Origin of the sequence: Oceanimonas marisflavi (assembly GCF_003049725.1) — a bacterium.
Classification (GTDB): Bacteria; Pseudomonadota; Gammaproteobacteria; order Enterobacterales; family Aeromonadaceae; genus Oceanimonas; species Oceanimonas marisflavi.
This window is the reverse complement of the sequence record NZ_QAGM01000014.1, coordinates 65,317-88,856: the sequence shown is the minus strand read 5'-3', so window position 1 is coordinate 88,856 and position 23,540 is coordinate 65,317. Positions and strand designations below refer to the sequence as shown.

Sequence of the window (23,540 nt, the reverse complement as noted above, 5' to 3'; positions counted from 1 at the left end):
AGTGGCTGGAAAACGTGGGCAGCGGCTTTATTCTGCTGGCGCTGGTGTACATGTTCTGGAGCGTGATCAACCGCTACGGCGACGAAATCACCGCCAACCTGGTGAACATGGAAGGCACCTGGGGTGTTCCCTTCTGGGGCGCGACCATGCTGTTCCTGGGTATCTACAGCACCATGATGCTGAACGTGAGCGACTACTCCCGTGAGCTGAAGGAAGGCACCAAGCCGGGTCTGCTGACCACCATCTACGCCATGTCCATTCTGCCCTGCACCCTGTTTATGGGTCTGATTGGCCTGATGGTTTCCGGCGCCACCGGTGTGTCCGACCCCATCCAGGTGTTCTCCAGCGCCGTGGACAACACCCCGCTGCTGATCATCACCCTGCTGTTCATCGCCTTTGCCCAGGTAACCACCAACGTGCTCAACAACGTGGTACCGCCCACCTACATCCTGATGGACGTGTTCAAGCTGAAGTTCCGCACCTCCACCATTATTGTGGGTCTGCTGGCCTTCTGCACCTTCCCCTGGGAACTGGTGAAGGAAGAGTCTTCCGCCGGCCTGCAGATGTTCGTACAGACCTACTCCGCCTTCCTGGGTCCCATCTTTGCGGTGATGGTGGTGGACTACTTCATCCTGCGTCGTCGCAAGCTGGATATCGACAAGCTGTATGACGAGAACGGTCCTTACAAAGGTGTGAACTACGCCGCCGTGATTGCCGCGCTGGCCGGTGCCGTGGTGGCCCTGACCTTCTCCTCGGTATCCTGGTACGCCAGCCTGCTGCCGGCGGGTATCACCTACTACCTGCTGATGCAGAACTGGAAACCCTGTCAGCGTTTCCGCAAGTAATGACAGGCCCCGCACGATGCGGGGCCATTACCGAACGGACAAGCCCTGCAGCAGCAGGGCTTTTTTTTTACGTTGAATATATCTCGCGCCCACGCGGAGCGTGGGAGATCAGCCGGCTTCCTGCAGGCGTTGCCGGCAAAAGGCGGTAATAAGGGTGGCCAGGGCGGGGTAGAAGGGGCTGGCGGTATTCTGCCGCTGGCAGCGATGGCAGAAGGCGGGCAGCCAGTTGCACAGCTCTTCGCGCAGGAATTGGGCCAGGCCGGCACGGACCCCGGCTTGCGCCGGGCCATCCAGCTCGGCCAGCTGGCGGTAGCCGCCGGCAAGATAATCCAGCATCACCGCCAGATGATCGGCGGGCTCGTTAAAGTCGGCGGGCAGGGTAACGCCGGCATCCGCCAGCCGGTCTGCCATGCGCTGGGCCGGCCCGGCCATAAAGCCGCCCCGCTCGGTGACATAACAGGAGGCATAGGGCGCGGCGCTGTGGCGGGCATCGCTTAAAAACAGGGTGGCGAAGTCCGCCGCCAGCTCCAGCCGGGGATGTTCCAGCAGGCCGAGTCCGGCAATGGCCGACTGCAGGGCACCGGCTTCATCGGCCAGACCGTCTTCCTTCAGCCAGTCCAGCAGGGGCGAGGCCTCACCGGCCCGATAGGCCTCAAGCGTGGTGTCGTCCAGCTCCTTGCTTATCAGGGTGGCCAGCCACTGGCACAGCAGAGCCTGCCGTTGCCAGTGCTCGCTCGAAAAAGAGGGCAGGCTGGTGCCTGCCAGAGTATTCTGTGTCATTAAATCTCCACCATCTGTGGGCCGCCAAAGGACATGACCGCCGGCACCTCGCCGGTAAATTTCTCGATGTCCACCAGGCAGGTGTTGGCGCTGGGAGCCTGGGCCAGTTTGGAGGTGCCCAGATCCAGAGTCAGGGTATTGGGGTCACCATAGGTATCCAGGGCGCCAATGCTGGCATCCACCGGGCCATACCAGGCCCCTTCGTGAATGCGTACCACGCCGCTTGGGTAGAGATCCGAGACCCGGGCGCCGGCCAGCAGCTGGCCCCGGCCGTTAAATACCCGCACCAGATCGCCGTCGGCAATACCGCGGGCGGCGGCATCCTCGGGGCTGATGTAAATGGGTTCACGGCCCTGTACCGCATAGGTGGCGCGGTATTCGTCCGACTCGCACAGCTGGGAGTGCAGACGCTGATCCGGGTGCACCGACTGCAGCCACAGCGGGTACTTGTCGGAGCCGGGACCACCGTGGGAGCGCTCGGCTTTTTCCATCCATACCGGGTGGGATTTGCAGTCGTCGTAGCCGTAGCTGCCGATTTTGCGGCTGCTGATCTCGATAAAGCCGGACGGCGTGCCCACGGCGTTCACTTCCGGGTCTTCACGGAAATCGGCGTGGCGCACCCAGTTTTCACCCTCGCCAAAGTCCACATAGCCCTTTTCCCAGAACTCGTCGAACTCGGGCATGGGGTAGCTGTCTTTATTGGCCTCTTTACACTCGTTATAGAGCTGCATCAGCCACTGGCGCTCGTCCTTGCCCTGAGTGTATTCCTCGTGACGGCCGTAGCGGCGGCACAGATCGGTGAAAATATCGAAGTCGCTGCGGGAATGGAACAGCGGGTCCACCAGCTTGTGCATGGCCAGCAGGCCGCGCTTGACGTAGGAGCCGTAAATGTCGATGTCGTTGCGCTCAAACTGGGTACAGGCGGGCAGCACCAGATCCGAGAAGCGGCAGGTGGCGTTCCAGGAATAATCGATGGTCACCACGGTTTCCAGCTTGCGGAATGCCTGCTTCATGCGGTTGTGATCCTGGTGGTGATGCCAGGGGTTGCAGCCGCTGAACACGCACATTTTCACGTCGGGGAAGGTCACTTCGCCGCCGTTGTACTGAATTTTGCCGCCCGGCTCCAGCAGGCAGTCGATCCAGCGGGCCACCGGAATAATACGGCTGGCGCCCTTAAAGTCTTCGTTGTCGTGCACCGGCTTTTTGCCCGGATCCAGGTTGCGGGGAAAACCGCCCGGCGCACTGGCCGAGGTGCCGGGCACACCGATGGAGCTGTAGTGATGGGCATAGCTGATGCCACCGCCGGGCAGGCCAATCTGGCCCAGCATGGCGGCCAGCACGGCGCCGGCCCAGTAGGGCTGCTCGCCGTGCTGCTGACGCTGAATGGCCCAGCCGAACATCAGCTGGGTGCGGCCCGAGGCCAGCAGGCGGGCAAAATCGCGAATGGTATCGGCGTCGATGCCACAGATGGCGGCGGCCCATTCCGGGGTCTTTTCCACCTTGTCTTCGGTTTTGCCCAGCACGTAGTCCATAAAGGGCTCAAACCCCAGAGTGTAGGTGCCGAGGAATTTTTCGTCGTGCAGCTTTTCACTGTACAGGGTGTGGGCGATGGCCAGCATAAAGGCCACGTCGGTCTGCGGATTGATGTACTGGCGCTCACAGTCCAGGTACTGCCGGGTTTTGGAGTGCACCGGATCCACACAGATAACGCGGATCTCGCCCCTGGCGACCTTTTCCTTCAGTTGCGCCAGATAACCGTAGGACTGGTGGGTTTCACAGTTCCAGCCCACCTGCAGGTTCTTGACCGGATCGTTGGCCCACAAAATCAGGGTGTTGGTGTTTTCCAGGATCAGCGGCCAGGAGGTGCCCTGGTCATAGACCTCGGTGGAGCCCAGTACATAAGGCATGATCACCTGGCCGGCGCCGGTGGAGTAGTCGCCTACCTTGCTGACAAAGTTGCCGTGCAGGTTCACGCCCCGCTGCATGTGGCTGCCGCAGCTGTGGAACTGGCCGGTCTGGCGCCAGCCGGTGGCGCCGGCATACAGGGCCCAGGGGCCATACTGGGTCTGAATGCGTTCCAGCTCTTCGTGAAACAGATCCAGGGCTTCGTCCCAGGTCACCCGCACAAAGCGGTTGTCACCGCGCTGAGCCGTGTCGCTGTTGTGACGATGCTTCAGCCAGTCCAGACGCACCATGGGGTAGCGAATGCGTGACGGGTTGTAAATCAGGCCCTTGATGCCATTGAGCATGTCGGTGGGGTGCTGGTCCAGCTCAAAGGGCTTGACCTCGGCCACCACACCGCCTTTCACCAGCGCCCTGAAGGCGCCCCAGTGAGAGCCGGCCATTTTCCAGCTGCCCTCGGCGGTGACGGCGGCCTCGGCAGTGCGCACCAGCAGGCCGGGGCCAATCAGGGCCGCGGCAGAGCCTGCCGCCAGCCCCTGAAGAAAACGTCTTCTCGAAATTGCCATGTTGTTCTCTCCTTAATGCGCGCCGTCGCTGTAGTCGGACGAATGTTTCTGCAGATACTTGAGTACCAGAGCCTGGGTGTCGGCGTCCATGTTGGTAAAGCCCACCATGCCGGCAAACATGCCCGGCCAGGTATTGGCGTCAAAATGCGCCTCGGCCGGCTGGGAATGGCACACGCTGCAGGCGGAGCGATAAGTGTCGCGGGCGTAGCCCCAGAGCTCTTCGGCCTCTGGCAGCAGGGCGCCTTCTTCGGCCCACAGCGCGACTTCCACCGGCTCCCAGGGCAGTCCGGTCAGATCATCCACCCTGGCTTCATCGAGTACGCTCACCAGACCGTCGTCCTGAGCCACTTCCTTTTCCAGCACCAGGCTGGTGATGTTCATGCCAAAGTCTTCATACAGCACCCGGCCAAAGCCCCGGGTTTTGCGCCAGGCCGGCACCAGCAGCTTGACGCTGTCGCCGCTTTCTTCCAGCACTTTCACCGGGCTGGCGGCTTCCAGCTCGCCGGCGGCTTGAGTACGGGCTTCGTCCAGATACAGGGTGATGGCCCTGACGGTGTAATAGCTTTCACCTTCATTCGGGCTCAGGCCCTGAGCGCGCTGCTCCAGCTGATCCAGCGCCGGATCCTTGAAGGTCATCTGCTCGGGCAGGTGGTGGGCAATGCCCTTGTGACAGTCAATACAGCTCTGGTTGCGCTCGGCGGCGGGCTTCATAAAGCGTTTGGCCTTGTCGGACATGACGTCCCAGTTCATGCTGTTGTAGTCGTGGCAGTTACGGCATTCCAGCGAGCCGTTGGCGGAAAACCGGGCCCACTCGTGCTGAGCCAGCTCCAGGCGTTTGTCCAGAAACTTCTCCCGGGTGTCGATGGTGCCGAAGACCTTGCCCCAGACTTCCTTGCTGGCCTGCATCTTGCGGGCGATCTTGTCGGTCCAGTCGTGGGGCACGTGACAGTCGGGGCAGGTAGCGCGCACGCCCGAGCGGTTGGACCAGTGCACCGTGCCCTGCAGCTCCTGATAGGGGTTGTCCTGCATCTCGTGACAACTGATGCAGAAGGTTTCGGTGTTGGTGGCTTCCAGCGCGGTATTGAAGCCGCCCCAGAAGATAATGCCGGCCACAAAGCTCACCAGGGTCACGGCGCCCAGGCTGAGATGAACCGCCGGGCGTCTGAGTGTATTCCAGAGTTTGCAGATAAGATTTTTCATGGTGCTGCTCACTTCACAAAGTCGAATTCAGATGGGGGCGCTTTAACCGTGACCGGGGGGGCCAAAGATCAGTTGCAGCATCCACACGGCAAAGCCGTAGCCGCCAACGCAGATAATGCTGAGCACGGGAAAGAGCACCAGGGTGAGCAAGAGCAGCGACAGCCACTCTCGCCCCTTTGTGGGTACACGGTCGGGGGTTTTGTTGTTCATGGTGGGTCCCTTGTTTCCTTTTGCAGGATTGCAGCGTCAAGCCACGATGACTGCCAGAGCTTGGGCAAAGTATAAGTGTTGCTTTCCATGGTTTAGTTGATCCCGGTCAAGGCTGCCACGGTCCTGCCGCTTATATGCCCATATGTCTTTCCCGCGGGCTGCTATTTTTTAAATGACAGGTTGCACCAGAATGGTGCCTTTGCATGAAGTACTGTGCCAGCCTGGTGCTGAGGACTCAATTGAATTTACTCTGCTTTGGTTGATTTGTGACCTTTGTTTCATAATTTAATGTTTTTAAATCGTTTTTTGGTTTTGGCGCAGTTAATGCATGTGTCACGTCATTCAACATGGTCCGGATAACGTTATGCACCAATGCCCCGCTCGCCAGCCCGCCGGTTACGGTCCGGCCCGATCCTGGCCGGCACACCTGAGCCTGCAACTGGCCGCCGGCGCTGATAAAACGCAGCTCAGGGGCATGACCTTTACGGGCCCCTTGCGTATTCAGCGCCCGTTTTATCCGGAGGGGGCCACCTGCCACCTTTATCTCTTGCACCCACCCGGCGGCCTGGTATCGGGAGATCGGCTGCGCATTGAGGTGCAGGCGCAGGCGCACAGCCAAAGCCTGCTCACCACCCCCTCGGCGGGCAAGGTCTACCGGCAAGACAGCGCCGGCGTGGCCCAGGGTCAGCAAGTGCGCCTGCAACTGGAGGAAAACGCCGAATGCGAATGGCTGCCTCAGGAAACCATTGTATTCCAGGGTGCCAACGCGCTGCTCGACACCCACATTGAACTGGCGCAAGGCGCCCGTTTTATCGGCTGGGAGCTGGTGTGTCTGGGCCGCCCCGCCGGCGAGCACTGGTTTGACGACGGCAGCCTCACCCAGCGGCTGCAACTGTGGCGGGGCGGCCGCCTGCTGTTTAACGAACGCTTGCAGCTGAACGCCGGAGATGCGCTGCATCGGGGGCGGGCCGGCCTCAACGGCGGCTGTGTGTTTGGCACTCTGCTGGCGGCAGGGCCGGGGCTGAACGATGAACTCATTGCCGGCCTGCGCGAGACGCTGTCGGCCGGCTTTACCATCACCGAGCGACTGGGCGTGCTGCTGGTGCGCTACCTGGGCAGCGACATGAACGATTGCCGCACCGGCATGTGGGCGGCCTGGGAGCAGCTTCGCCCGGCCGTGCTGGGGCGTGAAGCCAGCTTTCCCCGCATCTGGTTTACCTGAATTTTTGCAAGTGGAGTATGCACGATGGAGCTCAGCCCGAGAGAAAAAGACAAGCTGCTGCTGTTTACCGCCGCCCTGCTGGCTGAACGCCGGCTGGCCAGGGGCCTGCGCCTTAACTACCCCGAGGCGGTGGCCTACCTGTCGGCGGCGATCATGGAAGGGGCCCGCGATGGCCGCACCGTGGCCGAACTGATGGGCGAGGGCCGCACCTGGCTGAGCCGGGCGCAGGTGATGGACGGCGTGCCCGAGCTGGTGAAGGAAGTGCAGGTGGAAGCCACCTTTCCCGACGGCACCAAACTGGTGACATTGCATGATCCCATTCAGTAAGGAGACATCATGATTCCGGGAGAACTGCAACTGGCCGCCGGCGACATTGAGCTGAATGCCGGGCGCGAGCGGCGCACTCTTACCGTGGCCAACACCGGCGACCGGCCCATTCAGGTGGGCTCCCACTATCACTTTGCCGAGGTCAACCCGGCGCTGGAATTTCTGCGGGGCCGTGCCCGGGGCTTTCGTCTCGACATTGCCGCCGGCACCGCCGTGCGCTTTGAGCCGGGTCAGCACCGTACCGTGACCCTGGTGGCCATGGGCGGTAAACGCCATGTGTATGGGTTTCGCGGCGACGTGATGGGCCCGCTGGAAGGAGAGCAGCAATGAGCAAAATCAGCCGCCAGGCCTACGCCGACATGTTTGGCCCCACCACAGGCGACAGAGTGCGCCTTGCCGACACCGAACTATGGATAGAAGTGGAGCAGGATCTCACCCGCTACGGGGAAGAGGTCAAGTTCGGCGGCGGCAAGGTGATCCGCGACGGCATGGGCCAGAGTCAGGCGGTGCGCGCCGACAGCGTGGACACAGTCATCACCAATGCGCTGATCGTGGATCACTGGGGCATCGTCAAGGCCGACGTGGCGCTGAAGGACGGCCGCATTCATGCCATCGGCAAGGCCGGCAACCCGGACATTCAGGACGGCGTCACCATCAATGTGGGCCCGGGCACCGAGGTGATTGCCGGCGAAGGGCACATTCTTACTGCCGGCGGGGTGGACACCCATATTCATTACATCTGCCCCCAGCAGACGGAAGAGGCTCTGTGCTCGGGCATGACCACCATGATCGGCGGCGGCACCGGGCCGGCTACCGGCTCCAAGGCCACCACCTGCACCCCGGGTGCCTGGCACCTGGCGCGCATGCTGCAGGCCACCGACGGCCTGCCGATGAACTTCGGTTTTCTCGGCAAGGGCTGCGCCAGCCAGCCCGAGGCCCTGCGCGAGCAGCTGGAGGCGGGGGCCATGGGCTTCAAGATCCATGAAGACTGGGGCGCCACGCCGGCCGCCATCGACTGCTGCCTGACGGTAGCGGACGAATATGATGTGCAGGTGGCCATACATTCCGACACCCTTAACGAGTCGGGCTTTGTGGAAGACACGCTTGGTGCCTTTAAAGGGCGCACCATTCACACCTTTCACACCGAAGGGGCCGGCGGCGGCCATGCTCCCGACATTATCACCGCCTGCAGCCTGCCCAATGTGCTGCCGTCGTCCACCAACCCGACCCGTCCCTACACGGTCAATACCGTGGACGAGCACCTCGACATGCTGATGGTGTGTCACCACCTGGATCCGGATATTCCCGAAGACGTGGCCTTTGCCGACTCCCGCATTCGCAAGGAAACCATCGCCGCCGAAGACATTCTGCAGGATCTGGGGGTGATTTCGATGATGTCGTCCGACAGCCAGGCCATGGGCCGGGTGGGCGAGGTGGTGTGCCGCACCTGGCAGACCGCCCACAAAATGAAGGTGCAGCGCGGCCCGTTGCCGGAAGAGCCCATTGCCGGTGCCGACAACTTTCGTGTCAAGCGCTATATCGCCAAATACACCATCAACCCGGCCATTGCCCACGGCGTGGGCCACGAGGTGGGCTCGGTGGAAACCGGCAAGCTGGCGGATCTGGTGTTGTGGCGTCCGGCCTTTTTCGGCATCAAGCCGGCTCTGATCATCAAGGGCGGCACCATTGCCTGGGCCCCCATGGGGGATGTCAACGGCTCCATTCCCACTCCTCAGCCGGTGCATTACAGACCCATGTACGGCGCCTTTGGTAATGCCGCTGCCGCCAGCAGCCTGACCTTTGTGAGCCGTGCGGCGCTGGCGCACGATCTGCCCGGCCGGCTGGGGCTCAAGCGCCGGCTGGTGGCCTGCGAGCATACCCGCACCCTTACCAAGGCCGACATGATCCACAACGGTGCCACGCCAAAACTGGAAGTGGATCCCCAGACCTACGAGGTGCGCTGCGACGGCGAGCTGCTCAGCTGCGAGCCCGCCACGGTATTGCCCCTGGCCCAGCTGTATTCGCTGTTTTAACAAGGAGCCTTCATGCTGAACATTACCCATAACGAGGGGCAAAGTGCCCGGCCTGCCGACGACACCCTGACCCTGCCCTTTGAGCTGCGCCAGAAAGGACGGTTGCGCGCCGTCAGCGACGGCGGCATGGAGCTGGGCCTGTTTCTGGAGCGGGGCAGAGTGCTGATGGCCGGCGACAAACTGGTGAGCGAATGTGGCCGGGTATTTGAGGTACGCGCCGGCGCCGAGCCGGTGGTCACCGCCCATGCCCCCGACTGGCCCGCCTTTGCCCGGGCCTGCTATCACTTGGGCAACCGCCATGTGACCCTGGAGATAGGCGAGCGCTGGCTGCGTTTTGCGCCGGACCATGTGCTGGAGCACCTGGCCGAGCATCTGGGCCTGCGGCTGGAGCGTGAGCAGGCCCCCTTTAATCCCGAGTCCGGCGCCTATCACGGCCTGGGCGGCCATCATCATCATGATCACTGACAGCGAGCTGCTGGGGCTGCTGCACCTGGCCAGCCCTTCGCTGCCCATTGGCGGCTTTGCCTGGTCCGCCGGGCTGGAGTCGGCCATTGAGCTGGGCTGGGTAACCCATGAAGCCGAGCTTAATGACTGGCTCACCGTCACTCTGCAAGGGCTGGCCCACCTCGACTTGCCGGTGCTGCTGCGTGCGTATCACGGCCTTGAGCGCGGGCAGCATGAAGCGGTGGCGTACTGGAGCGATTTTATTCGCGCCAGCCGGGAGACCCGCGAGCTGCTGTTTGAAGACGAGCAGCAGGCCCTGGCGCTGGTGCGGCTGCTGAAGGGGCAGGGGGTGGAGGTGGCCATGCTGCCCGAGCCGCCGGCACTGATGTGCGCCTGGGCACTGGCGGCACGGCAGTGGGGGCTGAACGCCCGTACCGCCGCCCTGGGTTTTGCCTGGAGCTGGCTGGAGAACCAGCTGGCGGTGGCCAGCAAGACCCTGCCCTTGGGGCAGACCGCCGCACAGCGGCTGCTGCTGGCGCTGAAACCGGCGTTAAGCGAGGCGCTGGCGCTGGCCGAATCCCTTGACGATAACCAGCTGGGGCTGGGCTTGCCCGGTCAGGTGCAGGCCAGCGCCCTGCATGAAACCCAATATTCCCGATTGTTCAGGAGTTAACATCATGAGTACACAATGTTTGCGCGTGGGCGTGGGTGGGCCGGTAGGCTCGGGCAAAACGGCGCTGCTGCGCCAGCTGTGCGCAGCCCTGCGCCAGCACTACAGTCTGGCGGTGGTCACCAACGATATTTACACTAGGGAAGATGCCGAGTTTCTGCTGCGCCATCGCGCGCTGGAAGAAGATCGTATTCTGGGGGTGGAAACCGGCGGCTGCCCCCATACCGCCATTCGGGAAGACGCCTCCATGAACCTGGCGGCCATCGACACCCTGCAAGAACGTCACCCCGGCCTGGAGCTGGTACTGGTGGAAAGCGGCGGCGACAACCTTTCCGCCACCTTCAGCCCCGAGCTGTCGGATCTGACCCTCTATGTCATTGATGTGTGCGCCGGTGACAAGATCCCCCGCAAGGGCGGCCCCGGCATTACCAAGTCGGACTTGCTGATCATCAATAAGACAGATCTGGCGCCCATGGTGAACGCCTCGCTGGAGGTGATGGACCGCGACGCCAGGCGCATGCGCGGCGAGCGGCCCTTTGTATTTACCAATCTGATACGCGGCGATGGCCTGCTCGAGATCATTCGCTTTATTGAACGTCAGGGCATGCTGCGTCCGCTGCCCGAGAATTTTGCCATTAACGGAGAACAAGCATGAAAAAAGCCCTGATCACCCTGGCCGCGCTGATGCCGGCCGCCGCCTTTGCCCACCCCGGCCACGGTGAGGCCGGCCTTGCCGTCGGTTTGCTGCATCCCGTTATGGGCTGGGATCACCTGCTGGCTTTTGTGGCCGTGGGCATGCTGGCCATGGCCAGCAAAGGAGAGCAGCGCTGGCGCCTGCCGCTGGCCTTTGTGGCGGCCATGGTCGCCGGTGCCGGGCTGGGCATCAGCGGCCTGGGACTGCCGGTGGTAGAGCCGGTGATCCTGACCTCCATGGTGATGCTGGGCGGTCTGCTTGCGGTGAACATGGCAGGGGCGGGACGTGCTCTGATGCTGCTCTGTGCCCTGTTCGGCCTGTTTCACGGTAACGCCCATGGCCTGGAGATGCCGGCGTCCGGCTCCGCTGTGGCCTTTATCAGTGGCATGGTGCTGGCCACTGCGGCCCTGCACGCCGCCGGCGGGATCACCGCCCGTTACCTGCACGGTACCCTGCTGCGGGTGTTTGGCCTGGCCATGGCCGGTGTGGGACTGCTGGCAGCGGTGTAATGACGTGAGACGTGAGACGTGAGACGTGAGGCGTGAGGGGGGAGGGAGCCCCCCGCATTTTGCCGCAAAGCGGCAACGAGACCGTCAATCCTTTCAAAAAATGCTGTCTTCCTGGTCAAATGCGCCGGCACCGCGTTGCCAAAAGTGCCGATTGAGCCGATAATTCCGGTTTAAATCATCATTTCAGAGTTACCCCCCATGCTTGAACAATATTTTAAGCTCAAAGAGCTCAATACCAACGTCCGTCAGGAAGTGGTGGCGGGCATTACCACCTTCCTGACCATGGCCTACATCATCTTCGTGAACCCGGCAATTCTGTCGGAAGCGGGCATGGATTATGGCGCCGTGTTCGTGGCCACCTGTCTGGCGGCGGCGGTGGGCTGCTTTATCATGGGGCTGGCCGCCAACTACCCTATAGCACTGGCGCCGGGCATGGGCCTGAACGCCTTCTTTACCTATACGGTGGTGCTCACCGAAGGCTACAGCTGGCAAAGCGCCCTGGGCGCGGTGTTCTTCTCCGGCTGTATCTTTGTGCTGCTCAGCCTGTTCAAGGTGCGGGAGTGGATCATCAATGCCATACCCCAGCCGCTCAAGCTCGGTATTGCCGCCGGCATCGGCCTGTTCCTGGCGCTGGTGGGGCTGAAAAGCGCCGGTATTATCGTCGATAACCCGGCCACCCTGGTGGGCCTGGGTGATATTACCGGTCTGCAGGCGGGTCTGGCGGTGCTGGGTTTTTTCCTGATCATCGGCATGGCGGCCCGGGGCATGCGCGGCGCCGTGATGATCGGCATTCTGGCGATCACCGGCCTGGGCCTGGCCTTTGGCGATATTGAATATCAGGGCATTGTGTCGGCGCCGCCCTCCATCATGCCCACCTTTATGCAGCTGGACATTGCCGGTGCCTTTAACGTGGGCATGCTGTCGGTGATCTTCGCCTTTCTGTTTGTGGATCTGTTCGACACTTCAGGCACCCTGATCGCCGTGGCCCAGCGCGCCAAACTGCTGGACGAGCAGGGCCGGCTACCGCGCCTCAGCCGCGCCCTGCTGGCCGACAGCACCGCCTCCATTGCCGGCTCTGTGCTGGGCACCTCCACCACCACCTCCTATGTGGAAAGCACCGCCGGCGTGGCCGTGGGCGGACGCAGCGGCCTCACCGCGGTGGTCACCGGCCTGCTGTTTATTGCCGCCATTCTGTTCTCGCCGCTGGCGGGCATGGTGCCGGCCTATGCCACCGCCGGTGCCCTGGTGTATGTGGCGGTGCTGATGCTGGCCCAGCTGGCGCACCTGCACTGGGACGACGTTACCGAAGCCGTGCCCGCCGTGGTGGTGCTGGTGATGATGCCCTTCACCTTCTCCATCGCCAACGGCATCGCCTTTGGCTTTATCAGCTTCGTGGGCGTCAAGGTGCTGTCCGGCCGCGCCAGTGAAGTGAGCCCGGTGGTCTGGACCCTGGCGGTGCTGTTCGCCCTCAAGTTCGCCTTCGGCGTGTAAATAAATAAAAGGGGTCGGAGTCAATTAATAAAAGGGGTCGGAGACATTTTTGCTCAAGAGCAGCAAAAATGTCTCCGACCCGAAATTGACTCCGACCCCTTTTTTGTTTTTTGCTCTTGAAAACCGCTTTGTCACCCCCATCTTTTCGGTTGTAGGTTAAACCAAGCAAGGAACATCAAAATGACCGAAGCCGTGCATACCGAAACTCATGGTTTTCAAACCGAAGTCAAACAGCTGCTCAACCTGATGGCGCACAGCCTCTATTCCAACAAAGAGGTTTTTCTGCGCGAACTGGTGTCGAACGCCGCCGACGCCGCCGACAAGCTGCGCTTCAAGGCGCTGTCCAACAGCGAGCTGTTCGAGAGCGATGGCAACCTGCGGGTTCGCCTGGTGATCGACAAGGACAACAAGACCCTGACCATTTCCGACAACGGCATCGGCATGACCCGCGACGAGGTGATCGAGCACCTGGGTACCATTGCCAAGTCGGGCACCAAGGCCTTCTTCAGCCAGCTGTCCGGCGATCAGGCCAAGGACTCCCAGCTCATCGGCCAGTTTGGTGTGGGTTTCTACTCCGCCTTTATCGTGGCCGACAAGGTCACCGTACAGACCCGGGCAGCCGGTGAAGGCGCCGATCGCGGCGTGCGCTGGGAGTCCGACGGTGACGGCAGCTTTACCGTGGCCGATATCGAAAAAACCGGTCGCGGCACCGATGTGATCCTGCACCTGCGCGAAGGCGAGGAAGAATTCCTCGACGACTGGCGTCTGCGCAGCATCATCGGCAAATATTCCGATCACATCAGCATTGCCGTGGAAATGTGGAAAGACGGCGAGCCCGAGCAGACCGACGAAGACGGCAATGTCACCTCACCGGCCACCGACGGCCAGTGGGAGCAGGTGAACAAGGCCACCGCGCTGTGGACCCGTTCCAAGGGCGACATCAGCGACGAGGAATATCAGGAGTTCTACAAGCACATCTCCCACGACTGGCAGGACGCCCTGGCCTGGAGCCACAACAAGGTGGAAGGCAATCAGGAATACACCAGCCTGCTGTATGTGCCCGCCAAGGCACCGTTCGATCTGTACAACCGCGAGCAGAAGCACGGCCTCAAGCTGTATGTGCAGCGGGTGTTCATCATGGACGACGCCGAGCAGTTCATGCCCACCTACCTGCGCTTTGTGAAGGGTGTGCTCGACTCCAACGATCTGCCCCTGAACGTGTCCCGGGAAATTCTACAGGACAACAAGGTCACCGCTCAGCTGCGCAAGGCCTGCACCAAGCGGGTGCTGTCCATGCTGGAGCAGATGGCCAAAAACGAGTCTGAAAAATACCAGGGCTTCTGGAAAGAGTTCGGCAACGTGCTGAAAGAAGGCCCGGCGGAAGACTACGGCAACCGCGAGCAGATTGCCGGCCTGCTGCGCTTTGCCAGCACCCACAACGACTCCGACGCCCAGAGCGTGTCGCTGGATGACTACATCGAGCGCATGAAGGAAGGCCAGGACAAGATCTACTACATCACCGCCGACAGCTACGCAGCCGCCAGCCACAGCCCGCACCTGGAAATCTTCCGCAAGAAGGGCATTGAAGTGCTGCTGATGTGGGAGCGGGTGGACGAGTGGCTGATGAACCACCTGAGCGACTACAAGGACAAGCAGTTCGTATCCGTGACCAAGGGTGAGCTGGATCTGGGCGAGCTGGACGACGAAGAGACCAAAAAGGCCCAGGAAGAAGCCAAGGAAGCTCTCAAGCCGCTGCTGGAGCGAGTGCAGACCGCGCTGGGTGACGAAGTGAAGGAAGTGCGCCTGACCCACCGTCTGACCAGCACCCCGTCCTGCGTGGTGGCCGGCGAGCACGACATGAGCACCCAGATGATCAAGCTGATGCGCGCCGCCGGCCAGCCGGTGCCGGAGCAGAAATACATTCTGGAGCTGAACCCCGAGCACAGCCTGGTGAAAAAGCTGGAAAGCCTGGGTGAAGGCGAGCAGTTCAACGAATGGTCCCAGCTGCTGCTGGAGCAGGCCCAGCTGGCCGAGCAGGGCGGCCTGAAAGACCCCGCCGCCTTTGTGGCCCGGGTAAACCGCCTGCTGCTCGACTAACCTGACCAACTAACTAAAAAGGGGTCGGAGTCATTTTTAAAAATTGACTCCGACCCCTTTTTATTTTGAGCGTTAATTTGCTCAAAATTGTATTGTAAGGTACATTTTGAGTATTAATTTGCTCAACGTCTCCTTGATAAGTCAAAATTGAGCAATTATTTTCTCAGTGGTGTGATATGCCTCCTATCAAGCTGACCATCCAGATTTTTCATCAGGCGGCCTGGCACGATGCGGCCGAGCTGACTCTTCAACAGCCACAACTGGGCAGAAGCGGGCCGGTCCGTCTGGGTTATGAATTTGACTATGCCCTTGAGTGGCTGCAGCGGGATGATGAGCATGCCTGCAGCCTGGTGTTGCCCATTGAGTTGATGATCCCCCACGACTCCCCCACCTGGTTTGGGTTTCTTGATGACATCATGCCCGCAGGCGCCGCGCGCCGCTATTGGATTAACCAGCTTGGACTGGGTAATGCCACTCCTGAGAGGCAAGATACCGAACTGCTGTGCCGGGGCACCATAGCGCCGGTGGGTAATCTGCGCATCAAGGAAGCGTTACCTGAGTTGCCTGCCAGCAGCACACTCAAGCAGCGTCGCTTTGCCATACAGGAAGTGGTGGAGCGTAACACCGACTTTCTGGAATATGCCCAGCAAATGGGTGCGGCCAGCGGAGGTGCGACCGGTGCCGGCGGGGAAGCTCCCAAGCTGTTGCTGCGTTGTTCGGCAAACGATGAAGTGTGGATAGACACCTTTCAGGATGACATACATAATCCCGATACCCACTATCTGGTTAAATTTCCGCGCAACAACAGAGGTGCCATTGACTGCGACATCCTGCGAGCGGAGTACCACTATTACCATGAGCTGCAAAGTCTGGGAGTAAACACCATCCGTACCGATGGCATGCGGCTGCTGGAAGGAGAGCGTTTTCCTTCCCTCTGGCTGCCCCGTTTTGATGTGGCTATGTGTGAAGGTCAGCTGACCCGCTATGGGCTGGAATCGGTGTATTCGGTACTTCACAAGGCACCTGGCAGCTATTTAAAACATCAGCATACACTGCGCAGCCTGATCACCTTGCTGGAGCATCAATACCGGGTGTCTGAGCTGGGCGAAAGCTTTGACCGGCAGGCCTTTGTGATTGAATGGGTTAAACGGGATCTGCTGAATGTGGCCTTTGGCAATTCCGACAATCACGGCCGCAACACGGCCCTGCTGAAAACACCAGAAGGAATTTGGCTGGCGCCGGTATACGACTTCGCGCCGATGAAGGCAGATCCGGAAATGGTGCCGCGCTCAACCAGCTGGGGCAGCCCGCTGGAAGAGGGCGGTCAGTATAACTGGCGCGCCATTGCCAACGAGCTGGCAGATCTGGCAGAGCCGGAGCATTTGCTGGCGGAGTTGAGGGCGCTTGCAAGCAAGCTTGCAGGTCTGAAACAGCGACTGCAGAGCCGGGGTGCCCCCGAATCGATTCTGAATATGCCGGTAATGGGATTTGATTATCTGGATGACAAACTTGAAAGATGGGAGCTGATATGAACAAGCCAAGTCCTGCCGAGCGGGAAGCGCTGCTCATCTCGCTGCTGACCCGGTTGTTCGGTGGTGAAATCACCGAAGGTGAACTGTTGCGTACCCTGCGCAAAGACCTGCTGAATATGTCGCAAACCGATTATGCCAATCTGGTGGGAGTAAGCCGGCGTACCCTGTCGGACATAGAGCGCAATGTTGGCAGCCCCACTTTTGCCGTGGTAAATGCCGTATTCAAACCCTTCGGGCTCAAAGCCGGTCTTCTGCCCAGAAATCCGGCGCTGATGAAAAAGTTACTGGCAGAAAATAGTGAACCAACACCATAGATGCCGTATTTTTGTCGCCGGCGCTTTAGCTGCCGGATCAGACGGCGCTGATGCTGCAGACATGGCACCGTTTGCAGGTTAGCGCCGGCTAAAGCGGCGCCTACAGCCCAATCCACACATCGGTGTTTTGTTTTTCTTATAGCTGACAGCTTACCGCTTAAAGCTCCCCAAAGGGGCCAATGCTTCCCACAAATACCGCGCCTTGCGCAGCCGGCGGTGCACCAGCCGCAGCATCCGGTTGTCCGGCTCTTTGAACTGCTCCCGCTCCTTGGCCAGCTGGCGCGCGAAGCGTAGCGGCGTGCTGCACAGCCCGGTTTTATAATCCACATAGGTGGGATACCAGGCATAGGTGGCATACACCAGCGCCGGCAGGGGCAGGGCGCGGCCCCGGCGCGCTACAGGGTGCACATCGGTAGTCAGCCCCCAGCCGGCATAAAAGGGCTGCCCCCATACCGTAACCGGCTTGCCCCGGATCAGCGCCTCCAGCCCGGTAAGGGAGGTAAGCACATGCACGGCATCGCAGGCATCCAGGCAGTCGACTATGCCAGCGTCCGTTTCCACCAGATCCACACAAGTCTTCAGTACCTTTTCCGGCACCTGCCCCTTGCGGTTGCCGCTCACCACATCCGGATGCGGCTTGAATATGACAAAGGCATCGGGGTGCGCGGCCCGCACCGCCTGCAGCAGAGCGGCATTGCCGGCCACGAACGGGCTGCCCAGCTGTACCGAGGCATCGTCATCCACCTGGCCGGGCACCAGCAGCACCGGTCGGCCATTGGCCAGCTTTCGCCAGTCAAGTCGGCGGCGCGTGCCTACATTGTATTTGGTCAGCGCCTGCTCGCGAAAATGCGTTAACAGCTGCTCGCCCAGGCTCAGCTCAAGAGCAGAGAATGCGTGATGACCCAGATAATGTTCAATGGCGCTGGGTGTGCGCGGATCGTAATACATGCCAACAGGGTCTATCACCAGTGAGCCCGGCCGGCGCAGATCCGAGCCCAGCCCCACCGAGCGCAAAAAGCCGTCTTCCATACGCCATACCGGCAGTGGGCAATTCGCCAGCTGCGACTCAAACCGGCGGCCCCATACCAGCACGGCACTGGATGCCTGCCTTCGCAGGCATGACGAGGGAGTGGGGTCATTCCCGCGCAGGCGGGAGTCCATGGTGTGTTCAGCCCCTGCCGCAGTATCAGGCACGGCACCGGTGTCCGGAATACGCTTAACAAAGGTCACTTTCCTGGCATAACGCCGTAAAAAACGGGGCGCAAAACGCCGTCGCCACAGCGAAAACCCCACCGCATACAGATCATCCACCGGCGGCATTGGTGAACGCTGCGCCAAAATCAAATCCAGCACATCTTCCAGCTCACAACGCTCACCGGTGATCGGATCCAGATAACGGCAATAACGCAGATAGGCCGTCGCCAGCAGCTGCGGCACGGTGCGTGGCTCGCCCCGGCGTGGCACCGCAATGCGGTCGTCGGTAACCCCCCAGCCGGCATAAAAGGGGGCGCCAAAGCACACCACCGGCTTGCCGGCCAGCAGCGCCTCAAAACCCAGCTGAGAAGTAACGGTATATACCTTGTCTACCTGCGCCATCAGTGCAAAGGGGTTCACGCTGTCGGCCAGCAACAGCACATCGTCACCCACATCGGTTAAATAGCCCTGTTTTTTACCCAGCAGCACATCCGGATGGGTGCGCACAATAATCTGGGCACCCGGATTTTCGGCCTTGGCGGCGGCCAGCATATCGGCAAACGACCGCTCGCTGGCCAGCCCCAGCCGCACCGACTGATCGCCTCTGGTCTGATCAATCACCAGCACCCTGGGGCGAGCATTATCCAGCCTGGCCGTCACTGCCGCCGGCAATGTGTTGCCGGCATAGCAGTTGTATTTGGTAATGCCGTTCTCAACCAGAGCTTGGCGTAGCGCCCCGGCCCGTTGTTGCCAGTCGTCATTCCACCAGTCGAGGCTCTGCAGCATGTGCTCAAGGGCGCTTGGGCGGGTGGCGTCGTAATACACACCAACCTCATCAACAATCAGCGACAGCCGGTGCCCGTCTTCGGCCGGGTGGCCGATATAGCCGATAAAGCCGTCTTCAAGCTGCCAGAAGGGCAGGGCGCGCCGCTCTGCCAGCCGGCGGGCGCGGTCGGTGTTGGGCTTCATGCCCCAGCCCACAACCGCGGCGGGGCTGTTGCCGGGCATAAGCCCAAGGGAATGAGGCGCCAGCAGAGCGTTAAGCACCCGGCGCTGGCGCCAGATGCCAAGAGAGGTGGTTAACAACAAAAAAGGGGTCGGAGTCATTTTAAAAATGACTCCGACCCCTTTTTTGGGGGGAACTCGGCATCGGCAAGCAGTGGTGCCTGTTTGTCTTTTTCCGAAAGCACGGGCGGGCAGGGCAGCGGCCAGTCTATGGCCAGGGTGGGATCGTTCCAGCGAATGGCTCGCTCATGCTCGGGGGCGTAATAGTCGGTGGTTTTGTACAAAAACTCGGCCACTTCAGACAGCACTACAAAGCCGTGGGCAAAGCCTTCCGGAATCCATACCTGCCGTTTGTTTTCCGCCGAGAGCACTATGCCTTCCCATTGTCCGAAGGTGTTCGAGCCGGGGCGCAGATCTACCGCCACGTCAAATACCTCACCCAGGGTGCAGCGCACCAGTTTGCCCTGTTGCTGCGCCACCTGATAATGCAGACCACGCAGCACACCCCGGGCTGAGCGGGAGTGATTATCCTGCACAAAATTTACAGGGCGGCCAATGGCCTGTTCAAACCGGCGCTGGTTAAAGCTTTCAAAGAAAAAGCCCCGTTCATCGCCAAATACGGTGGGCTCAATAATGTAAAGATCGGGAATGGTGGTGTTAATCATCTTCATCAGGGGTTGAATCCGGGTTGGATCAGGCGCAGCAAATACTGGCCATAGGCGGTTTTGGCCAGCGGCCCGGCCAGTCGGGCAACCTGCCCGGCATCAATAAAGCCCTTGCGGTACGCAATTTCCTCGGGGCAGGCCACCTTCAGGCCCTGGCGGTGCTCGATGGTCTGAATAAAGCTGCCGGCTTCCATCAGGCTGTCGTGGGTGCCGGTGTCCAGCCAGGCATAGCCCCGGCCCATTACCGACACCGACAATTCGCCCCGCGCCAGGTAATGCCGGTTTACATCGGTAATCTCCAGCTCACCGCGCGCCGAGGGCTGCAAATTACGCGCAATATCAATCACCTGGTTATCGTAAAAATACAGGCCAGTGACCGCATAATTGCTCTTGGGCTTGGCGGGCTTTTCTTCCAGGCTGAGGGCCTGGCCCTGCTCGTTAAACTCCACCACACCATAGCGCTCGGGGTCGTGCACATGATAGGCAAACACAGTGGCGCCCTGGGTCTGATCGTTGGTTTGCACCAGCACCTGCTGCAGGTTATGGCCAAAAAAGAGATTGTCGCCAAGCACCAGGGCACAAGGGTCCTCGCCAATGAAGCCGGCGCCAATAATAAAGGCCTGGGCCAGCCCGTCCGGGCTGGGCTGTACCGCATACTGCAGGTTAAGCCCCCACTGGCTGCCATCGCCCAGTAACTGCTCAAAGCGGGGAGTGTCCTGCGGGGTGCTGATAATCAGAATGTCTTTAATGCCCACCAGCATCAGGGTGCACAGCGGGTAGTAGATCATCGGTTTGTCATACACCGGCAGCAGTTGCTTGCTGACCGCCATGGTCACCGGATAAAGCCGGGAACCCGAGCCCCCGGCCAGAATAATGCCTTTACGCCTGTTCAATGAGTGGCTCCAGAATTTCGTTCAGCGTGTGTGTCAGTCCCTGTTGCCAGTGAGGCAGCGTAATACCAAAGGCGGTTTCCAGCTTGCGGCAATTCAGCCGGGAGTTCAGGGGCCGGGTGGCGGGCGTGGGCCATGCCTGAGTGGCAATGGGGTGCAACGTTTGCAGCACCAGCGGCAGGCCTGCATGGCGTGCCTGTTCAAACACAAAGGCCGCATAGCCGTGCCAGCTGGTTTCGCCCGCCGCCGCCAGATGATAAAGCCCCGTCAGTGCCGGTTGTGTCATGGCCCGGCGCAGCGCATGGGCGGTCACGTCTGCAATCAGGGCAGCATTGGTGGGCGCGCCGATCTGGTCAGCCACCACGCTCAGCGCTTCCCGCTCCAGACCCAGGCGCAGCATGGTTTTGGCAAAGTTGCTACCGCGGGTGGCATACACCCAGCTGGTACGAAACACGAGATGGCGTGAGCAGTGCTGCATAATGGCCTGTTCGCCGGCCAGCTTGCTGGCGCCGTAACCATTGAGCGGAGCTGTGGCATCGGTTTCCCGCCAGGCGATGGTGCCTTCGCCGCTGAACACATAATCGGTGGAATAATGCACCAGCCAGGCGCCAATGGCCTCGGCTTCCCGGGCCAGCACCGCTACCGCCTTGGCATTAATCAACTGTGCCTGTTCGGACTCGCGTTCCGCCTGGTCTACCGCCGTGTAAGCGGCGGCGTTCACAATGACCGTCGGTTTCAGTGCTCTGACCGTACGCGCCAGTCCATCCAGCTTGCTTAAATCCCCACAAAAATCGGTGCTGGCACGGTCCAAGGCGGTCAGCCGCCCCAGTGGTGCCAGAGCGTGCTGCAGCTCCCATCCTACCTGACCGTTTTTGCCCAATAAAAGAATGTGCATTACTGGCCGGCTCCGTAGTGCTGCGTTACCCAGCGCGGGTAAGCACCGCTTTTTACGTTGCTTACCCATTCCCGGTTATGCAGATACCACAGCACGGTTTTGCGAATGCCCGATTCAAAGGTTTCCTGTGGCTTCCAGCCCAGCTCCCGCTCAATTTTGCCGGCGTTGATGGCATAGCGGCGGTCATGGCCGGGGCGATCTTTCACATGCTCTATGAGTGAGGCGTAAGGAGTGAGGTGTGAGGGGGCCAGCTCTTCCAGCAGTTCACAGATGGTATGCACCACTTCCAGGTTGGTTTTTTCATTATGGCCGCCAATGTTCCAGGTGTTGCCTGGTGTGCCCTGAGTGATCACGGTATACAGCGCCTGGGCGTGATCGTCCACATACAGCCAGTCGCGGATCTGATCACCCTTACCATAAACGGGCAGGGGCTTGCCTTCCAGCGCGTTCAATATCACCAGCGGGATCAGCTTTTCCGGAAACTGGCAGGGACCATAGTTATTGGAACAGTTGGTGATCAGCACCGGCAGGCCATAGGTACGCTGCCAGGCCCGCACCAGGTGATCCGAACTCGCCTTGCTGGCAGAATAGGGGCTGCTGGGGGCATAGGGTGTGGCCTCGGTAAACAGCGGCAGCGGCGCAGGTGCTGCGTTATCGCTCGGATGGGGCAGATCACCGTAAACCTCGTCGGTGGATATATGGTGAAAGCGAAATGCCTTCTGGCGACTGGCATTCAGCCCGTTCCAGTAGTGGCGGGCGGCTTCCATCAGGGTGTAAGTGCCCACTATATTGGTGTTAATAAATTCCGCCGGCCCGGAGATGGATCTGTCCACATGGCTTTCTGCCGCCAGGTGTATTACCGCATCGGGCTGGTGCTCGGCAAACACGGCATCCAGGCCTGCCCTGTCACAAATATCCAGCCGTACAAAGTGATAGCGGGAAGAGTTGTCTACTTCAGCCAGCGACGCCAGGTTGCCGGCATAGGTAAGCTTGTCCAGGTTCACCACCGCATCGGGTGTGTGCTTGATGATATGGCGAATCACCGCCGAGCCGATAAAGCCGGCTCCGCCGGTTACCAGAATTTTGCGCATGACAGTCTCGGTGACCATGAAAAAGTTAATTTATATGCACGTGTAGCTGTCGTTTTAGCTGGCAGGGCCTGCGCAGCATGCCTTGGCATGTTGCCACATGGCTTTCCTTTGCTCTTCGTTTTCACTCAGCTCCAGGATGGCATTCACCCATGCCTGCTGCTCTATCGGCAGCAGCAAGCCATTGTATTGGTGCTGTATAACAGAACGATAAGCCGGATGATCCGCATAAAGGCCCACGGCGCCGGCCTGGGTAATATCAAAAAACTTGGTGGGTGCCCGGGCGGCATTAAACCGGTTATTCAGCAGTGGTGCCAGACCAATGGTGCGCCCCGGGCGGGACAGCAAGGTCTGGTAGGCCGGCCAGCTCATGGGGTGCAGCACATGCACTCGGGGCAGGGGGGCAAACTGCCTGCGTACCGCATGGTTGCCAATCAGCTCTACACTCAGGCTGGCATCCTGCGCCAGTACCTGCTCAAACACCGGATACAGCCAATCAAATTCTGCACCGTGCGATGCCGAACCATGATAAAACAGCGTTTTTTGTGGCGTTGAGTGCACATAGGGTGACTGCGGCTGCAGTACCAGTGGTGACCACCCGGCATACTTATTCGCCAGAAATGGCGTGGATACCCACAGCTCGGCCCCCATGCGTTGCAGCCAGCCTTGATGCCGCCGGGCCAGCAGCCACAGCTTGTAGCGATAGCGCAGCGGCAGATCGGTGTGAGCACGGTAGTCGAACAAGTCGTCGTCCATAAAAAACACCAGCCGGCCCAGCTGTGCGCGGTTGTTTTCCACCCATTTGCGCCAGGCCGGGGTGAGATAACGCACAAACACAACTCCTGCCAGTGGCGTAGTCAGTGGTGGGCATGGTGCGCTTAAATCGGTCTCTGATATGGGGAAGCCCGCGGCCGCCAACCAGGGCCGTATAAAAAAAACGGTGGATGGGTTGGCGCCCTGCTGCACC

General features: G+C 60.5%; 23 protein-coding genes. 13 read left to right on the top strand and 10 right to left on the bottom strand.

Annotation, left to right across the window (positions count from 1 at the left end; all coding sequences use genetic code 11):
- A partial coding sequence (locus tag DA373_RS10445) for an NCS1 family transporter (protein WP_198650292.1) occupies nt 1–845 on the top strand: 845 nt, incomplete at its 5' end.
- Between the two features lie 108 nt (nt 846–953).
- Here the strand turns inward: DA373_RS10445 and torD are convergent.
- Genes torD through DA373_RS10425 form a run of 4 tightly spaced genes read right to left on the bottom strand, consistent with a single transcriptional unit; the run spans nt 954 to nt 5,503 of the window.
- The gene (torD, locus tag DA373_RS10440) at nt 954–1,625 is read right to left on the bottom strand and encodes a molecular chaperone TorD (protein ID WP_107852252.1); all 672 of its coding nucleotides are present in this window, start codon (nt 1,623–1,625) and stop codon (nt 954–956) included.
- Nucleotides 1,625–4,093 carry a trimethylamine-N-oxide reductase TorA gene (torA, locus tag DA373_RS10435; RefSeq protein WP_107852251.1) on the bottom strand — a complete coding sequence of 823 codons (2,469 nt, stop codon included), beginning with the start codon at nt 4,091–4,093 and terminating at the stop codon, nt 1,625–1,627. The genes torD and torA overlap by 1 nt, the downstream gene beginning before the upstream one ends.
- A gap of 12 nt (nt 4,094–4,105) precedes the next feature.
- Nucleotides 4,106–5,293: a pentaheme c-type cytochrome TorC gene (gene torC / locus DA373_RS10430; RefSeq protein ID WP_107852250.1), complete on the bottom strand. Its 1,188-nt coding sequence runs from the start codon at nt 5,291–5,293 to the stop codon at nt 4,106–4,108.
- Nucleotides 5,294–5,335: 42 nt separating this feature from the next.
- Nucleotides 5,336–5,503: a periplasmic nitrate reductase, NapE protein gene (locus DA373_RS10425; protein ID WP_107852249.1), complete on the bottom strand. Its 168-nt coding sequence runs from the start codon at nt 5,501–5,503 to the stop codon at nt 5,336–5,338.
- A gap of 364 nt (nt 5,504–5,867) precedes the next feature.
- Between DA373_RS10425 and DA373_RS10420 the strand changes: the two genes are divergently transcribed.
- The 12 genes from DA373_RS10420 to DA373_RS10365 all read left to right on the top strand — a co-directional run bounded on the left by DA373_RS10420 (nt 5,868) and on the right by DA373_RS10365 (nt 16,836).
- Nucleotides 5,868–6,725: an urease accessory protein UreD gene (locus DA373_RS10420; RefSeq protein ID WP_107852248.1), complete on the top strand. Its 858-nt coding sequence runs from the start codon at nt 5,868–5,870 to the stop codon at nt 6,723–6,725.
- A gap of 24 nt (nt 6,726–6,749) precedes the next feature.
- Complete coding sequence (locus tag DA373_RS10415) at nt 6,750–7,052, top strand: urease subunit gamma (protein WP_107852247.1); 303 nt, start codon at nt 6,750–6,752, stop codon at nt 7,050–7,052.
- A 9-nt stretch (nt 7,053–7,061) separates the two neighbouring features.
- Nucleotides 7,062–7,382 carry an urease subunit beta gene (locus DA373_RS10410; protein ID WP_107852246.1) on the top strand — a complete coding sequence of 107 codons (321 nt, stop codon included), beginning with the start codon at nt 7,062–7,064 and terminating at the stop codon, nt 7,380–7,382.
- Nucleotides 7,379–9,085, top strand: coding sequence for an urease subunit alpha (ureC, locus tag DA373_RS10405; RefSeq protein ID WP_107852245.1), 1,707 nt, complete (start codon nt 7,379–7,381; stop codon nt 9,083–9,085). The genes DA373_RS10410 and ureC overlap by 4 nt, the downstream gene beginning before the upstream one ends.
- A gap of 12 nt (nt 9,086–9,097) precedes the next feature.
- Nucleotides 9,098–9,550 (top strand): urease accessory protein UreE, encoded by a 453-nt coding sequence (gene ureE, locus DA373_RS10400; protein ID WP_107852244.1) that lies wholly within the window; start codon nt 9,098–9,100, stop codon nt 9,548–9,550.
- On the top strand, nt 9,540–10,202 hold the full coding sequence (locus DA373_RS10395) for an urease accessory protein UreF (protein ID WP_107852243.1): 663 nt from the start codon (nt 9,540–9,542) through the stop codon (nt 10,200–10,202). Before ureE ends, DA373_RS10395 begins: the two co-directional genes overlap by 11 nt.
- 4 nt (nt 10,203–10,206) lie before the next feature.
- Nucleotides 10,207–10,854 (top strand): urease accessory protein UreG, encoded by a 648-nt coding sequence (ureG, locus tag DA373_RS10390; protein WP_107852242.1) that lies wholly within the window; start codon nt 10,207–10,209, stop codon nt 10,852–10,854.
- Nucleotides 10,851–11,402, top strand: coding sequence for a HupE/UreJ family protein (locus DA373_RS10385; protein WP_107852241.1), 552 nt, complete (start codon nt 10,851–10,853; stop codon nt 11,400–11,402). The genes ureG and DA373_RS10385 overlap by 4 nt, the downstream gene beginning before the upstream one ends.
- Before the next feature lie 198 nt (nt 11,403–11,600).
- Complete coding sequence (locus DA373_RS10380) at nt 11,601–12,893, top strand: NCS2 family permease (protein WP_107852240.1); 1,293 nt, start codon at nt 11,601–11,603, stop codon at nt 12,891–12,893.
- A 180-nt stretch (nt 12,894–13,073) separates the two neighbouring features.
- Nucleotides 13,074–14,990, top strand: coding sequence for a molecular chaperone HtpG (gene htpG, locus DA373_RS10375; protein WP_107852239.1), 1,917 nt, complete (start codon nt 13,074–13,076; stop codon nt 14,988–14,990).
- 176 nt (nt 14,991–15,166) lie between these two features.
- A complete protein-coding gene (locus DA373_RS10370; protein WP_107852238.1) occupies nt 15,167–16,522 on the top strand; it encodes a type II toxin-antitoxin system HipA family toxin in 1,356 nt (451 codons plus the stop codon).
- On the top strand, nt 16,519–16,836 hold the full coding sequence (locus DA373_RS10365) for a helix-turn-helix transcriptional regulator (RefSeq protein ID WP_107852237.1): 318 nt from the start codon (nt 16,519–16,521) through the stop codon (nt 16,834–16,836). Before DA373_RS10370 ends, DA373_RS10365 begins: the two co-directional genes overlap by 4 nt.
- Nucleotides 16,837–16,986: 150 nt before the next feature.
- Here the strand turns inward: DA373_RS10365 and DA373_RS10360 are convergent, their stop codons facing one another.
- Genes DA373_RS10360 through DA373_RS10335 form a run of 6 tightly spaced genes read right to left on the bottom strand, consistent with a single transcriptional unit; the run spans nt 16,987 to nt 23,404 of the window.
- Nucleotides 16,987–19,137 carry a capsular polysaccharide biosynthesis protein gene (locus DA373_RS10360; protein WP_232821250.1) on the bottom strand — a complete coding sequence of 717 codons (2,151 nt, stop codon included), beginning with the start codon at nt 19,135–19,137 and terminating at the stop codon, nt 16,987–16,989.
- The gene (gene rfbC, locus DA373_RS10355; RefSeq protein WP_107852236.1) at nt 19,134–19,706 is read right to left on the bottom strand and encodes a dTDP-4-dehydrorhamnose 3,5-epimerase; all 573 of its coding nucleotides are present in this window, start codon (nt 19,704–19,706) and stop codon (nt 19,134–19,136) included. The genes DA373_RS10360 and rfbC overlap by 4 nt, the downstream gene beginning before the upstream one ends.
- Nucleotides 19,706–20,593 (bottom strand): glucose-1-phosphate thymidylyltransferase RfbA, encoded by an 888-nt coding sequence (gene rfbA / locus DA373_RS10350; RefSeq protein WP_107852235.1) that lies wholly within the window; start codon nt 20,591–20,593, stop codon nt 19,706–19,708. Before rfbA ends, rfbC begins: the two co-directional genes overlap by 1 nt.
- Nucleotides 20,580–21,485 (bottom strand): dTDP-4-dehydrorhamnose reductase, encoded by a 906-nt coding sequence (gene rfbD, locus DA373_RS10345; protein ID WP_107852234.1) that lies wholly within the window; start codon nt 21,483–21,485, stop codon nt 20,580–20,582. Before rfbD ends, rfbA begins: the two co-directional genes overlap by 14 nt.
- The gene (rfbB, locus tag DA373_RS10340; protein ID WP_107852233.1) at nt 21,485–22,576 is read right to left on the bottom strand and encodes a dTDP-glucose 4,6-dehydratase; all 1,092 of its coding nucleotides are present in this window, start codon (nt 22,574–22,576) and stop codon (nt 21,485–21,487) included. The genes rfbD and rfbB overlap by 1 nt, the downstream gene beginning before the upstream one ends.
- A gap of 54 nt (nt 22,577–22,630) precedes the next feature.
- Nucleotides 22,631–23,404: a glycosyltransferase family protein gene (locus tag DA373_RS10335; protein WP_232821249.1), complete on the bottom strand. Its 774-nt coding sequence runs from the start codon at nt 23,402–23,404 to the stop codon at nt 22,631–22,633.
- Between the last annotated feature and the right edge of the window lie 136 nt (nt 23,405–23,540).

Excerpts from the sequence above, each read along its gene's own strand:
- torD (WP_107852252.1), bottom strand. The coding sequence starts at position 1,625 with ATGACACAGAATACTCTGGCAGGCACCAGCCTGCCCTCTTTTTCGAGC.
- torA (WP_107852251.1), bottom strand. The coding sequence starts at position 4,093 with ATGGCAATTTCGAGAAGACGTTTTCTTCAGGGGCTGGCGGCAGGCTCT.
- torC (WP_107852250.1), bottom strand. The coding sequence starts at position 5,293 with ATGAAAAATCTTATCTGCAAACTCTGGAATACACTCAGACGCCCGGCG.
- DA373_RS10425 (WP_107852249.1), bottom strand. The coding sequence starts at position 5,503 with ATGAACAACAAAACCCCCGACCGTGTACCCACAAAGGGGCGAGAGTGG.
- DA373_RS10420 (WP_107852248.1), top strand. The coding sequence starts at position 5,868 with ATGCACCAATGCCCCGCTCGCCAGCCCGCCGGTTACGGTCCGGCCCGA.
- DA373_RS10415 (WP_107852247.1), top strand. The coding sequence starts at position 6,750 with ATGGAGCTCAGCCCGAGAGAAAAAGACAAGCTGCTGCTGTTTACCGCC.
- DA373_RS10410 (WP_107852246.1), top strand. The coding sequence starts at position 7,062 with ATGATTCCGGGAGAACTGCAACTGGCCGCCGGCGACATTGAGCTGAAT.
- ureC (WP_107852245.1), top strand. The coding sequence starts at position 7,379 with ATGAGCAAAATCAGCCGCCAGGCCTACGCCGACATGTTTGGCCCCACC.
- ureE (WP_107852244.1), top strand. The coding sequence starts at position 9,098 with ATGCTGAACATTACCCATAACGAGGGGCAAAGTGCCCGGCCTGCCGAC.
- DA373_RS10395 (WP_107852243.1), top strand. The coding sequence starts at position 9,540 with ATGATCACTGACAGCGAGCTGCTGGGGCTGCTGCACCTGGCCAGCCCT.
- ureG (WP_107852242.1), top strand. The coding sequence starts at position 10,207 with ATGAGTACACAATGTTTGCGCGTGGGCGTGGGTGGGCCGGTAGGCTCG.
- DA373_RS10385 (WP_107852241.1), top strand. The coding sequence starts at position 10,851 with ATGAAAAAAGCCCTGATCACCCTGGCCGCGCTGATGCCGGCCGCCGCC.
- DA373_RS10380 (WP_107852240.1), top strand. The coding sequence starts at position 11,601 with ATGCTTGAACAATATTTTAAGCTCAAAGAGCTCAATACCAACGTCCGT.
- htpG (WP_107852239.1), top strand. The coding sequence starts at position 13,074 with ATGACCGAAGCCGTGCATACCGAAACTCATGGTTTTCAAACCGAAGTC.
- DA373_RS10370 (WP_107852238.1), top strand. The coding sequence starts at position 15,167 with ATGCCTCCTATCAAGCTGACCATCCAGATTTTTCATCAGGCGGCCTGG.
- DA373_RS10365 (WP_107852237.1), top strand. The coding sequence starts at position 16,519 with ATGAACAAGCCAAGTCCTGCCGAGCGGGAAGCGCTGCTCATCTCGCTG.
- DA373_RS10360 (WP_232821250.1), bottom strand. The coding sequence starts at position 19,137 with ATGACTCCGACCCCTTTTTTGTTGTTAACCACCTCTCTTGGCATCTGG.
- rfbC (WP_107852236.1), bottom strand. The coding sequence starts at position 19,706 with ATGAAGATGATTAACACCACCATTCCCGATCTTTACATTATTGAGCCC.
- rfbD (WP_107852234.1), bottom strand. The coding sequence starts at position 21,485 with ATGCACATTCTTTTATTGGGCAAAAACGGTCAGGTAGGATGGGAGCTG.
- rfbB (WP_107852233.1), bottom strand. The coding sequence starts at position 22,576 with ATGCGCAAAATTCTGGTAACCGGCGGAGCCGGCTTTATCGGCTCGGCG.